10 protein-coding genes and 1 pseudogene are annotated in these 13434 nt (G+C 62.8%); 6 read left to right on the forward strand and 5 right to left on the reverse strand.

The window, feature by feature from the left end; translation table 11 throughout:
• Both ACODTJ_RS25920 and ACODTJ_RS25925 read left to right on the forward strand, forming a co-directional pair.
• Positions 1-433 (forward strand): annotated as a pseudogene (locus ACODTJ_RS25920) (ATP-dependent nuclease); the annotation flags it as partial.
• A gap of 4 nt (positions 434-437) precedes the next feature.
• Entirely contained in the window at positions 438-2159 is a 1722-nt protein-coding gene (locus ACODTJ_RS25925; protein ID WP_488850794.1) for a UvrD-helicase domain-containing protein, read from the forward strand.
• A 53-nt stretch (positions 2160-2212) separates the two neighbouring features.
• On the opposite strand, the gene ACODTJ_RS25930 is transcribed toward ACODTJ_RS25925, so the two are convergent.
• From ACODTJ_RS25930 to ACODTJ_RS25945, 4 genes are all read right to left on the reverse strand, one after another.
• Positions 2213-2959 (reverse strand): DNA polymerase III subunit epsilon, encoded by a 747-nt coding sequence (locus ACODTJ_RS25930; protein ID WP_454654101.1) that lies wholly within the window; start codon positions 2957-2959, stop codon positions 2213-2215.
• Positions 2960-3028: 69 nt separating this feature from the next.
• Entirely contained in the window at positions 3029-6289 is a 3261-nt protein-coding gene (locus ACODTJ_RS25935; RefSeq protein WP_454654100.1) for an error-prone DNA polymerase, read from the reverse strand.
• Entirely contained in the window at positions 6286-7752 is a 1467-nt protein-coding gene (locus ACODTJ_RS25940; protein WP_488850797.1) for a Y-family DNA polymerase, read from the reverse strand. Before ACODTJ_RS25940 ends, ACODTJ_RS25935 begins: the two co-directional genes overlap by 4 nt.
• Positions 7724-8476, reverse strand: a complete 753-nt coding sequence (locus ACODTJ_RS25945) for an ImuA family protein (RefSeq protein WP_488850799.1) — start codon at positions 8474-8476, stop codon at positions 7724-7726. The genes ACODTJ_RS25940 and ACODTJ_RS25945 overlap by 29 nt, the downstream gene beginning before the upstream one ends.
• A 146-nt stretch (positions 8477-8622) precedes the next feature.
• Between ACODTJ_RS25945 and ACODTJ_RS25950 the strand changes: the two genes are divergently transcribed.
• On the forward strand, positions 8623-8940 hold the full coding sequence (locus ACODTJ_RS25950; protein ID WP_454654097.1) for a hypothetical protein: 318 nt from the start codon (positions 8623-8625) through the stop codon (positions 8938-8940).
• 145 nt (positions 8941-9085) lie between these two features.
• The gene (locus ACODTJ_RS25955; protein WP_089173078.1) at positions 9086-9700 is read left to right on the forward strand and encodes a hypothetical protein; all 615 of its coding nucleotides are present in this window, start codon (positions 9086-9088) and stop codon (positions 9698-9700) included.
• 114 nt (positions 9701-9814) lie between these two features.
• On the opposite strand, the gene ACODTJ_RS25960 is transcribed toward ACODTJ_RS25955, so the two are convergent.
• A complete protein-coding gene (locus ACODTJ_RS25960) occupies positions 9815-10990 on the reverse strand; it encodes a pyridoxal-phosphate-dependent aminotransferase family protein (protein ID WP_089173077.1) in 1176 nt (391 codons plus the stop codon).
• A gap of 345 nt (positions 10991-11335) precedes the next feature.
• On the opposite strand from ACODTJ_RS25960, the gene ACODTJ_RS25965 reads away from it, so the two are divergent.
• Together ACODTJ_RS25965 and ACODTJ_RS25970 are read left to right on the forward strand one after the other, a co-directional pair.
• Positions 11336-11728: a VOC family protein gene (locus ACODTJ_RS25965; RefSeq protein WP_089173076.1), complete on the forward strand. Its 393-nt coding sequence runs from the start codon at positions 11336-11338 to the stop codon at positions 11726-11728.
• A gap of 48 nt (positions 11729-11776) precedes the next feature.
• The gene (locus ACODTJ_RS25970; protein ID WP_454654095.1) at positions 11777-13348 is read left to right on the forward strand and encodes an ABC transporter substrate-binding protein; all 1572 of its coding nucleotides are present in this window, start codon (positions 11777-11779) and stop codon (positions 13346-13348) included.
• The last annotated feature ends 86 nt before the right edge of the window (positions 13349-13434 follow it).

Raw genomic sequence — 13434 nt, forward strand, 5'->3', positions numbered from 1 at the left:
CAGGTGGCCGGCTTCGTTTCGGAATCAATGGCCGGCTTCATCGGAATACGCAATCGTAGCCGCGTGTGATCGAGCGTTCGAGCAGCCCTATGCTGGGTTTGAGCACCTGCTGCGTGCAGAGGTGCAAGCGGACATGCAAAGCTGGTTCGTCAACTGGTTCGTCCAGGCCGGCGAGTGGCCACCGGCGCTTGCACACCTACTTCCTGCCGCCGGCGCACCGCATGAGGCGTATCAAGCTCCCTTCCTCGCGCTGTTCATGCACAAAAAGGGAGACGACTACCTCACGATTTTCTTCGACCAGTGCCAGCTCGGCCATTTGCCCGCGACGATGATTGCCATCCTCGGTCAGCTGAAGGCCATGGTTCAGCCGCCACCTCCGCCGCCACCACCTCCGCCGCCAGCACCGCCACCGCAACCGAACATCTTCGAGTAGAACGATGCCGTTGGTGATGTGTGAGAAACGGCGTCGCCTGCTCTTAACCGATGGAAACATCCTGGTCCGCGGAGGTGCAGGATCGGGAAAAACGACAATCGCACTTGCTAAGGCCAGCGCCGATTTGTCGGCGGGAAGGATTGGTGGCGCTGCTAAGGCTCTGTTTCTGAGTTTCGCGCGAGCTACCGTTGCTCGTGTAGCCGAGCAGGCGACTGCAACCATCGACCGGGAGCAGCTGTCGCGGATTGAGATCAACACCTATCACGGCTTCGCCTGGACGGTTTTAAAAAGCCACGCTTACCTGTTGTCTGCGCGGCAGGGAGTGGAACTCCTGTTGCCAGCGCAGGCCCGCGACCGACTTGCTGGACTCGAAGGAGCGGCGCGCTTGGCGCGTCAGCGCCAGCTTTTCCAGGAAGAGGGCTTAATCGCGTTTGATCTTTTCCCAACTCTCCTGACCGAGCTCTTCCATCAGGCGCCGGTTCTGGCGCGGGCTTATGGCGGGGCCTACCCGTTGATCATTGTCGATGAGTTTCAGGACACGAATGCTGAGGAATGGTCGATGATCGCCCAACTCGGACAACATAGCCGGCTGATCGCTTTGGGGGACCCGAAGCAAAGGATTTACGAGTTCAAAGGCGCCGACCCGCGCCGCTTCGATGAGTTCGTCGCGACATTTCGACCGACGGAATTCGATTTCCTTGGCGAGAATCGACGCAGCGATGGCACCGAAATCACCCAATTTGCCGACGCGTTGATCGACGGTGTCTTTCGGCCGGCGGTATATGCAGGTGTGACTGTGGCGGCCTATCCAGGCCAGAGTCTGCGCCCTTTGAAACAGGAGGTACTCCGCGCGGTAAATCGGCTGCGTGGGGTGCAGGATTGGTCTTTGGCGATTCTGGTTCCTGCAAACGTCCTCGCTGTCAGCGTGTTCGACTATATGGCGCGGGCCGATCATGGCCTCCCGAGCTATCCTGTCGAAATCCTCGTAGCTGCCGAGGGGCCGATGCTCGCGGGCGCGCTAATAGCGCTTTTGCTTGAGCCAAACATCGATAACACCCCAATCGGGGCCCACGTTCTAGAAGGGCTTGCCGCGTTCGAGCTAGGTCGCAGCGAGATTGCGTCCGGCGCGGCAATCGCCAAAGCCAACAGGCTACGCACTCTCGGCCGCAACGTGCGATTACGAGGCGATGCAGGTTTCGGTGCAAGGGGCGTTGGCCCCGGAGTTCGACAATTGATCGCCGACGTCCAGGCGTTGGCGTTCACCGGCGACCCAATGACCGATTGGCGGGCTGTGCGTGCGGTGATGGCGGCGAACGACCGTGAGGAGATCCAAGCCGTTGCTCGCGACGCTCGCCATATGCGGCTCCTGCGGCGGGGTGCTCAGATCGAAGCTCGCCTAGCGGAGGCATGGCGAACGCAAGGCAGCTATCGCAAAGCGCGGGAGCTTCTGCGTGCAGCGGTGGTCGAGGACCAGTTCGCGGCAACGACACGACCGCACCGGGGTGTGACGGTGATGACGATCCATAAGGCCAAGGGCAAGGAATTCGATGAAGTCATCGTCTTCGAAGGCCTGTTCCAGCGCTATCTGCAGCCTCGGGGTGGTGCTGATGGCGAACGCTCTGCACGATTCAATCTCCATGTCGCTGCGACCCGCGCGCGGAAAGCTGTTAGGATCATGACGCCGGTGCGAGACCCGTGCCCCTTGCTCGAAGGTGTAGTTGGTTAAGTTGGCGACCCACGTTCAGCGCCCCCTTTACCGCCGAGGTCAGTTTTCAGCGCTCATAGCAGGGATTTCTGAGCAGGTTCAGGTGAGCACGCAGGTTCGATGTTCCTTCGCTTTAACTCGGTTTGAGCACTAAACCGAAGATCGGCATCACGGCTCGCTGAGAGCTCGGCCAGTGCGGAGACACTCAGCTGATCCCATCCCTTGCCGCGATCAGGCCCCGTCGGTACGCGGGGCAACAAGCCCGGCTCCGCACTCCACGCAATCAGTTGATCGAGCGAAGCCTCGTTCAGCATGTCCCGGAGGTGGTGTGCCGTCACATAGGCGTCGGGCATCGCACGATGAGCCGGCAGCCCAATCTCATGAACAAGCCCCGCAGGCTTGCGTTGATATCGAAGCATCTGGTTCGAGAACCGCGGCAGATCCGGCCAAAGGCGCAAGGCGCACTTCCAGGTACAGATCCATTGAGCACCTGCGCTCAGCCGCGGTCGGCAATATCGCTGCTCGAACGATGCGCGATGGGCCGCCAACGCCAGAGCTCCGCCCTCTGGTTTCAGGACGGACGGTGCAATGTCCTTCCAGTACGGAGCACCAACAACGTCCTGATCCCGAATGTGGTGCACTGCCATCGTATCGGCGGAGATGGCGCGTCCGGGATTGACGAGAAGCGCGCCGCGTTCCTCGGTGACTTCCCAGCGTCCATCGGCTCCTAGCGAGACGTCCTGCCAACCGATTTCACAGACGTCGTGGGGGCCGTCGCCGCCCGTCTCAAGATCGATGACCCGAACGCGATTACTGAGCATGGATTGTAGATCAGCATTTCCGCTGGTCCATACAAGGCAGGAGCCTTTCGATCCCCGCTGGCAGGTGGATCAACGAAAATCCCGCGTCTTCACCTTGATCGCGTCGATATGCAGATCGGGGATATAAATGTCCCGGGCTCGTAGTCCCTTGGGCGGAAGATCGCGCGGATCAGGCGTTGCAGAGCCATGATGAAACTCGTCACCTCGTCCATGAGGCAGCGGGAAAGGCTGCCCGCGCTTCCCAACACCGGCGAGGTCGGCAGATAGATCGGTGAGCCTCTGCGCCACGAGGTGGACGACCTCGCCCTCGCGCTGGATGCGTCCGCGGACCGAGATCATCCCTGCGGAAAGGATCGTCCGCCTGAACAGCTCGAACACCTTGGGCCAAACCACGAGGTTCGCGATCCCGCTTTCATCCTCGAGGGTAATGAACATGACACCCTTGGCCGAGCCAGGCCGCTGCCGTACCAGGACGATGCCGGCGGCTTCGAGCCAGCGTCCGTCGCGCGAGTCCATTGCGGCCTGACAGCTGACAATGCCCCTACGCCGAAAATCCTGCCGCAAGAACGAGACCGGATGATCGCGAAGCGACAGCCCGACATGGCGATAGTCCTCGACCACATCTCCTCCAGTCGCCAGAGGCCGGAGTGCGATGGCAGGCTCAGGCGTTTCATCGGCGCGCATATCCGCAGCCGCGGCGAACAGGGGCAGCGGTTCGTCGCGCAGGACGCGGATCGCCCAGAGCGCATCTCTTCGCGCAAACCCAAGGCTGGGCCGGAATCCGTCCGCCTCGGCGATCTGAGCTAAAGCGGCCACGGGCACCCGAGCCCGACGCCAGAGATCCTCGATCGACTCGAACGGCAGACGGGCTCGGGCCGTGATGATCGCGGCAGCGTGAGCGTTGGCGAGCCCTTTGACCATCCTGAGCCCGAGGCGAACGGCGAACCGCCGCTCGTCGCCGGTCGGCTCAAGCGTGCAGTCCCAACGTGAGGTGTTCGCGCATACGGGCCGAACCTCGACGCCATGGTCGCGGGCATCTCGGACGATTTGGGCCGGTGCATAGAAGCCCATGGGCTGGCTGTTCAGCAGCGCGGCGCAGAACACGTCCGGATGCCAGCATTTCAACCAAGCGGAGGCGTAGGCGATCAGCGCGAAGGAGGCCGCATGGCTTTCCGGAAAACCATAGCTGCCGAAGCCTTCGAGCTGCCGGAATGTCTGCTCGGCGAACTCGGCCTCGTAACCATTGGTGACCATGCCGGCGACGAGCTTCTCCTTGAACTTCGACACGCCGCCCGTGAACTTGAAGGTCGCCATGCTCTTGCGCAGCATGTCTGCCTCGCCGGGCGTGAAGCCGGCGCATTCGATCGCGACCCGCATCGCCTGCTCCTGGAAGAGCGGCACGCCAAGTGTCTTGCCGAGGACCTTCTCCAGCTCGGGCTTGGGGTAGTGCACCGGCTCACGGCCTTCACGCCGGCGGAGGTAGGGATGGACCATGTTGCCCTGAATCGGGCCAGGCCGCACGATCGCGACCTGCACGACGAGATCATAGTACGTCCGCGGCTTGAGCCGAGGCAGCATCGACATCTGCGCGCGGCTCTCGATCTGAAAGGTCCCGAGCGTGTCAGCCTTGCGGATCATCGCGTAAGTCCGGGGATCCTCCGGCGGGATCGATGCCAGGTCGAGCGCGACGCCCTTGTGGTCGGCGAGCATGTCTAGGCCTCGCTTCATGCAGGTCAGCATGCCCAGCGCGAGAACGTCTACCTTCATGAACTTCAGCGCATCGATGTCGTCCTTGTCCCATTCGATGACCTGGCGATCGACCATTGCCGCCGGTTCGATCGGGACGAGGTCGTCGAGGCGGTCATTAGTCAGGACGAAGCCGCCGGGATGCTGCGAAAGGTGCCGCGGGGCGCCATGAAGCTGGCGGGCGAGATCAAGCGCCAGGCGCAGCCGGCGGTCAGCCAGGTTGAGGTTGAGTTCCTCGACGTGTCGCTTCTCGACGCCCTCCTCGGACCAGGCCCAGACCTGCGACGACAACGTCCCGATCAGGTCCTCGGGCAGGCCCAGCGCCTTGCCGACATCGCGTAGGGCCCCTTTGGTTCGGTAGCGAATAACGGTCGAGCACAGGGCCGCGTGATCTCGGCCATAGGTGTCGAACACCCACTGCATGACGATCTCGCGGCGCTCATGCTCGAAGTCGACATCGATGTCTGGCGGCTCTCGACGCTCCTCCGAAACGAAGCGCTCGAACAGCAGGTCGTTGCGGCCCGGGTCAATCGAGGTGATGCCGAGCACGAAGCAGACGGCCGAGTTCGCCGCCGAGCCGCGACCTTGGCAGAGGATGTCACGCGAGCGGGCGAAGCGGACGATGGCGTTCACCGTCAGGAAGTATGGCGCGTAGCCGAGCCTTTCGATCAGCGTCAGCTCATGGTTCAGGCTAGCCCGGACGCTTTCGGAGAGCCCCTCGGGATAGCGTTGCGCAGCGCCCTCCCAGGTCAGCTTGGCCAGGGTCTCCTGCGGTGTCAGCGTGGGATCGTCGCGCTCCTCCGGGTACTGATAGGCGAGCTCGTCAAGCGAGAACCGGCAGCGGCCGGCAATCTGCAGCGTCCGGGCTAAGGCCTCAGGGTAGCGCGTGAACAGCCGATGCATCTCCTCCGGAGGTTTCAGATATCGGTCTGCATGGCGCTCACGCCGATCGCCGAGTGCGTCGATTGTGACGTTGTGGCGGATGCAGGTGACGACGTCCTGCAGGATCCGCCTGGCTGGCTCGTGGAAGAGCACATCGTTGGTCACGACCGTCGGGACGCGCATCCGCGTCGCCATGTTCGACAGCTTATGAAGGCGAAGTTGGTCGTTCGGTCGGCGCCGCAGCGAGAGGGCGAGATAGGCGCGGTCACCAAAGCCCTCGCGGAGGCGACGCAGGCGAAAGGCGCAATCCTCGTCGGCCAGGTCCGGCACGAGCACCGCGACCAGCCCTTCCGCATGCGCAGCGACGTCCGACCATTCGAGATGACATTGTGCCTTTCCGCCGCGCTTCTTGCCGATGGAGAGCAGTCGGCACAGGCGCGAATAAGCTGGCCGGTCGATGGGATAAACCAGCAGCGACATGCCATCAGCGAGATCGAGGCGGCAGCCGACGATCAGCCTGACGCCGGTTGTCTTCGCCGCCTCGTGCGCCCGTACGATCCCGGCAAGCGAATTACGATCTACGACCGCGAGCGCCTGGATGCCGAGCAGCGCGGCTTGGGCGAACAGTTCATCAGCCGAGGAGGCGCCGCGCAGGAAACTGAAATGGCTGGTGACCTGTAGCTCTGCATACCGGGCGCTCATCCGAAAACGCCATGCAGGAACCAGCGATGCGAACCTGTGGCGACGTCTTCGCCGTCGCCCGCGCGATAGAGCCAGTAGCGCTCGCCGGCATCATCCTCGACCCGGAAGTAGTCGCGCACGGCGACCATCTCCGCCTCGCGCTTCCACCACTCACCGAACACGCGCTCTGGGCCATCCGCGCGCCGGACCCGCCGACGGATCCCGCGCCAACTGAACCAGGCGGGTGGATGGTCCGGTAGCAGCGCCATGGTCTCGACCGGTTCCGGTCTCGGTAGCAGCCTCGCCGGGCGCGGCCAGTGGCCTGGCCAGACCGCTCCGGTCTCCTCAGTTAGCGCTGCGACACGGCGAACAGAACGCTCGGGGACATCGCTGGCAACCGGGACCATCCGATAGACGGCCCGCTCACCGACACGATTGGCGAGGGTGTCGATGAGGCCGGACACGTCCGCGCCGGTTTCCTCCACCAGGGAGTTGACCGCCTGCTTTCGTTCGAGCGGCTCAGCCAAGGTCGCTGCCAGCGTCATGATCTCGATGCCGAAGCCAGGCTCGATCGCCTCGATCTTCTCACAGAAGAGCCGCGTAAGTGGTTTCACGTCGCAAACAGGCTTGGCGAGCCCAACCCGCACTGTCTGAAGTCCGCGGTCGACACGATGGCAGATGAGATCGAGGCGCCGAGCGCCAAGACAGCGCGCCTCGAGGCGATCGCAGAGCTGGGCAACCAGTTTGCCGATGTAGCGAGCAATTGTCTCCGGCGCGCCAATCGGCTCGGCGAACGCGCGCCGAACTTCGATGAGGTCAGGTGGGCGGATAGAGATGATGGGCTCCGCGACCTCCCCGAGCGCCTGGGCCAATCGGCGAGCGATCTCTGGCCCAAAGCGCAGCGTGAGCGGCGAGCGCGGTTGGGCGATGATGTCGCCGGCAGTCTCGAATCCTAGAACGCGCAGGTCGTTCGATATCGTGGCGCGCAGTCGCAAGCATTCTAGAGGCAGCGGCAATAGCGGCTGCGCTTCATGCCCGATCGGCGTCACGATCGTTGCCCGAGAAGTGTATCGAGCGAGCGCATGGGCCGTCCCCCAGCTGTCAGCGATCGCAGCCCTGGCCTCGACGCCCGAGATCGCCAAGCGTCCAACGATGGCGTCCAGCATGTCGGCTTCTCCGCCATGCAGGTGTTCTGCACCCGTCGTGTCGATGACGATACCATCGGGAGGGTCCGGCGCGACGATCGGGGCGACGCGCTGATGCAGCCAGATTGCCAGCCGCTCAAGCTCCTGTGCGTCCGCGGCGGGGTTCGCTTCCTCGACCAGCAGGCCAGGCAAGAGCGCCTGCGCTTTCGTGGCCGGCATGCCGACGCGAAGCCCGGCTGTCAGTGCAGCGGCATTCGCCGCCTGCACTAGCCTCCTGCTGCCGTCGCGAGCGATGAGGACGAGCGGGACCTCAGGCGGAGGCGCCGCGCCGCCAGCCATCCGCCGAAACCGATCGATCGACCAGTTCGGGAGGAAGACCGAGACGACCCGTGTCTTCGCATGCCTCCAACTCAAAATCCGCGCTTTCGCCTGCCCGGGCCCGAATCAATTCAACAAGCCAGCGTGACCGCCCTACCCCCGGCACCGGCAGCGCTGTCGATGGAAGCACCGAAACCCGCCATCGGGTCATCGCCGCCGTGGGCTGACCAAAATCAGAGGCGTCGACCTCGCGTCGCCATCGTCGCAGCGCGATGCCGATAGCACCTGTCCCCTCCGCGGCGAGCTGAAGGCGACGCGACGCTGTCATGGACAAGCGGGCTACCTCGCCGACGACGGAGCCCAGCCCGCCATGGCGCAGGCCCTCTTCCATGCAGGCGAGCACCGTTTTGTCATCGCCGGCCTCGACGTAGATCACGCGGTCAGGGATCAACCCCGCCTGCGCCATCGCCGGCGCGAACAGATCGGCTCGGGTGAGGCACCAGAGCACCTTGCCGCGACTCCTCGCGGCAACCCCGGCGCTGAACAATGCCGCCGCTGCACCGTCAATCGCGCCGTTGCCGCCGCCCGCGACCTCATGCAGTGCTCCTAGCGCGAGGCCTCCACCAGGCAAGCGTGAGTCGACCGTCGCGATACCGAACGGCAGCACCGTCCGGCCGCGGGCGCCTCGGCCCTCGATCCGCTCGATCTGGTCGCGGAGCGACTGAAATAACGGCTGTGGCCGCAACGGACTTTACCTGCTAGAACGACACCTGATGTTCCTCTTATGTTCTCAGCGAGAGGCTGAGAGTCAAGCTCGTTGTTTGGCGGGAACACAGCGACGCGACGGGAGGTTGCCGAGAAGCAGCCTGTGCATCCGAGCAGGAGAACCAAATGTCCGAGGATCCAACCGAAATCGTCCAGCAGTCATACGAGGTGGTCGCCTGGCGAGGGCTCGCGCTAGCCCTTCTGGCGCAGATCCTGGTTCCAGCGCCGGAGAACGAGGAGGAGTGCTCCCAGTTCCTTCACACCGTGCTGGCAGATATTCTCGATCAGACGGTCAACAGCGAAGCCATGCCTGCAGAACTTGATCGAAGCGCCTTGCGCGCCGAATTGGAAGGCGTGAACAAACGGCTCCGGGAGGAGCTCGCTGAAGCGCAACTCGATCGACAAAAGCTCCGAAAAGAGTGGCTTAAGTCGGGAGGTAACTGATCACCCACAGCGGATCGACGACCTTCAGGACGCCCACGTCTAAGGAGCAACGTATTTGCCGCAGCCACCAGGAATGTAGAAGCTGGGAACACGCGATTGATCCATGCAATTAATTCCGGACCCGCAATCCTGAGCAGAGCATTATGTGAAGCGCATCTCAACGCACATCGCGGAGTGGCCTCTTCCATCAACGGCCACCCTTGGGTCGTCGATCCGCGCCAAGGGAATCGAGCGCGAAATCAGGCGGCGGCTTCCTTGGTCAATGCGGAAGCATTTCACGGTCGAAACCGGCAAAGCGATCCTTCACATGCCGGACGCCGAAGCTGTTGAGTTTGACGCTCTGTCTGCGATCGTAGCGGATATGTTGGCCGAAATTGCCGAGTTGCCAATCCTCCCCAGCGAGGCCGAGGATATTCTCTCCATTTCATCTCGCGAGCGTCATAAGTGGCTCGACGACGGCCGGCTCCAGAGCGCGGGGACAAAGACGGTCAAGCTACGTGGTCGGGCCAAGGCCGTCACTTTTCACGTGTTCACCCCAGGCTTCATCGAGCATGTCCTCGATAGCGGCCTGCCGGAAATCTGGCGGGAAGAGGATATCGCAACGACAGCGGAGAACCGGCGGCGAGCAGCTGGAAAAGCGGCTTTGACGCGCGCGGGCAAGCGTTCGGCCAAATCCCGTGAGGCAGCGCCCGGCCCGGACGAACAGGAAACCGGCCTCGACGGCTGGGAAGAGTTTGAGGCTGAAGGTCTGCTTCGGTGAGTATGCCGCCCCGAACGGGCGGGTAAAAAAGCTACTCAGCTGTCGCCTGAACCTGTCGGGTTGAGCGACACCTGATTTGTTCAAGTCCTTCATGCGGCAGGATCGCAGTCTCTTTCACGCGGCGGCTAAGCTGGCAATTGCGGCTGCCACACCACCCGAGCCGTGCGGGATTTCTTTGGCCTGAAGCGCCATCTCAACGGCTCCGAGAGCTCCAATAAGTGCCGCGGCGTTGAAATGACCCATGTGGGCGATCCGGAAGGCCTTGCCGTGATAATCTCCAATCCCGAGGCCGAGCGTTACGCCACAGACGTCGCGTGCGAAGGCTGTGATGACGCTTACGTCGACGCCAGGCGTTAACACAGCTGTCACAGACGGCGCTCGGTCTGCCCCATCAGTCACTCCGAAGGTGAGAGCCTGACCACTCGACCAGAGATCCACGGCAGCATGCGTCGCCTTGGCAAGGGCGGCGTGGCGGCGCCAGATCGCCTCCAGCCCTTCCTCGAAGATCATGTCGAGCGCAGCACGCTGTCCAAAGAGGAGATGCTCCGGCGCAGTGCCGCAATGCTTCATATAGGCCAGCACGTTCATCCGGCCGCTCCAATCCCAATAGCCAGTGCGCAGATCGGCGCGCTTGTGCGCGGCAAGAGCCTTCTCGTTGGCCGCGACAAAGGCGAGGCCTGGCGAGGACATGAGGCCCTTCTGCGAGGCTGAGACGCTGATGTCGATGCGCCAGGCATCCATCTCGAATTCCATGCAACCGAGGGAGGCAATGGCATCGACCATGAACAGAGCAGGGTGGCCGGCGGCGTCGATGGCCCTGCGAATGGCCGGAATATCGTTGACGATGCCTGCTGCGGTATCGATCTGGACCACCATCACCGCTTTGATCGTGTGCTGCGTGTCAGAACGCAGCCGGGCCTCGACCGCGGCTGGATCGACGGCCCGGCGCCAACTGCCGGGGAGCATCTCGACATCGACGCCCATAAAGCGGGCCATCTCGCCCCAACCGACGGCGAAGCGGCCGCTTTCCAGCACCAGAACCCTGTCGCCTCGCGACAGAACATTGCTGAAGGCCGCCTCCCATCCACCATGGCCGTTGGCGGCGTAGACGAAGGTTTCGCCGCCAGTCCGGAAGACGCGCTTGAGATCGGAGAGAACCGTTTCGGTCAGGCTGACGATGCTGTCGGAACTGAGTTCCTCAGCCGGCCGCATCATCGCCTGAAGCACACGATCGGGAATGTTAGTGGGGCCTGGCATGGCGAGCAGCGGCCGGCCATTAGCGAGCGACATGCCGAATCCTCAGAACGGTAAAATCACCACAGCAGAAATCCGCCAAGCGCGTTTCCCGGGCAAGCGCATGCGCGCATTGCCCGGCATCTCGCTCTGCATGACGCGGGGGCGCACTCGACCGTCAGTGTGTCCAAAAATCTCTCTATGGTGCGTCCGAGCTGTATCTCCGGTTCAGCTCTCCGCTGTCGTCGCAGCTGGCCCCGAAAACTGGCAAGGCGAGAGTGACTGATATCGTTGCTTGACATGAAATACGCTTGGTATACCGTTGGAATAACAACAGCGTTCAGGGTGCGGCCGTGTTGCCGCGCCGATGAGCGACGAGGAAGCAAAGCGAGGGTTTATGCGATGAGTTCACCCGTGCGGCCTGCCCATGCGGCGACTGAGAAGCTCATCACTTTTTTGTATTATCGCGATCTGCCAGCCGCGATGCGCTTCTACGAGGACGTGATCGGGCTGACGCTGGAGATCGACCAGGGCTGGTCGAAGATCTATCGCGTCACACCGAACGGTTATGTGGGGCTCGTCGACGAGAGACGCGGCAGCCACCGCGCCAACGACATCAAGCCGGTGCAGATCTGCATGCGCGTCGCCGATGTCGATGCCTGGTACGCCTATATCCGCGAGGTCGGACCAGCTGGATTGCGCGAGCCACGAAGCAGCGCCGAGCTCAAGATCCGCGCTTTCGTCTTCAACGATCCCGAAGGCTACCAGATCGAGATTCAGTCCGCGCTCGTCTGAGCGCGCGATATTTCAATCACGACCAGACCAGGCGCAGGGAGCGATCGGATGATCAGAAATGGCCTCACGGATTTGTCGCGCCGAGGAGCACTTGGTCTGGCGCTGCTTGGTGGAGTTGCGCTTTCGGGCGCCGCCCGTGCTCAGGAGAAGGCGCTCACCATCGCATTGACGGCGGATGCAGTGATCCTCGACCCGCATGCGGCCAACGAGCTCACCGGCAACATCATGTTCTACCACTTCTATGACCCGCTGGTGGCACGCACGCCGGAGCTGGGTTTCGAGCCGGGTCTCGCCGAAAGCTGGCAGGTGGTGGACGACACGACCTGGGTGTTCAAGCTCCGCAAGGGCGTGAAGTTTCACAATGGCGACGAGCTCAAGGCGCCGGACGTCGTCTTCACTTTCGAGCGCCTGAAGAAGGCGCTGATGTCGAATCTCGTCGCCAATATCGCCTCTTCTCGCGCGATCGACGACTACACGGTCGAGATCAAGACGCCCAAGCCCTACGCCGTGCTGCATATGGCGCTGGCCGAGGTGCTGATCGTCAGCGAGAAATACACAAAGGCCATCGGCGACGAACAGATGGGCCTGAAGCCCATGGGCACAGGGCCTTACAAGCTCGCCGAATGGGTCAAGGAAGACCGCATCGTGCTGGCCGCGCATGCCGACTACTGGCGCGGAAAGCCGAAGATCGACAAGGTCACCTTCAAGCCGATCACCAACCCGGCGACGCGCACCGCTGCCCTTCTCACTGGCGGTGTCGACGTCATCCAGGACCTGGCGGTGCGCGACGTGGCGAGCGTCAAGGGGAACCCGGCCTTCGAGGTGATCACGCGGCCCAGCTTGCTGAATATGGTGATCGCGATCGACACGCGCGAAAAGTCGCCGACGATCGACCTGCCGAGCAATCCGATGCGTGACCGGCGCGTGCGCGAGGCGTTGGTGCGCGCCATCAATATCGAGGCCATCAGGACTGTCGTGATGAACGGCTTCGCCACGCCGAGCGAGCAATACGTTCCGTCCTCGCACCTGGGATATGTGCCAGGGCTCGATTTCCGGAAGACCTACCCGTTCGACCTGGAGAAGGCCCGGGCGCTGATGAAGGAAGCCGGGTTCGAGAAGGGGTTCTCCATGACCCTCGACACGACCAACAACCGCTATGTCAACGACGGCGCGATCGCGCAGGCGCTGGCCGGGATGCTCGCGCGGATCAACGTCAAGCTGAACCTCAACCTGATGCCGCGGTCGAACTTCTTCGGGTACATCCGCGTGCCGTCCGACAAGTCGAGCTTCATCATGAGCGGTTGGGATACGCCCTCGGGCGATGCGGGCAACATGTATTCGACGCTGCTGTACAGCCGTGGCAAGAAGCCTGGCTTCGGCCAGGCCAACCGCGGAGCGTTCAGCAACGAGGAGTTCGACGGCTGGATCGACAAGGCAGACGCCACCGCGGATATCAAGCAGCGTAACGGTTTCCTGCAGGAGGCGACAAAGGTTGCAACCCGCGAGATACCGATGATCCCGCTCCATTACGAGCAGGACATCTACGCGGCCAAGAAAGGCATCAAGGTCGTGCCGCGCATGGACAAGTTCATCTGGGCCTACGAGATGGATGTCAGCTGACGGCTGTTCCCGGCTTACGAAAATAGCCCGGCCGGCCTGGCAAGGCCGGCCCCTTATGGCGCCCGCGCCAATGACACGTCACGCCT

The sequence above is a fragment of the Allobosea sp. FG18 genome (genome assembly GCF_057809495.1).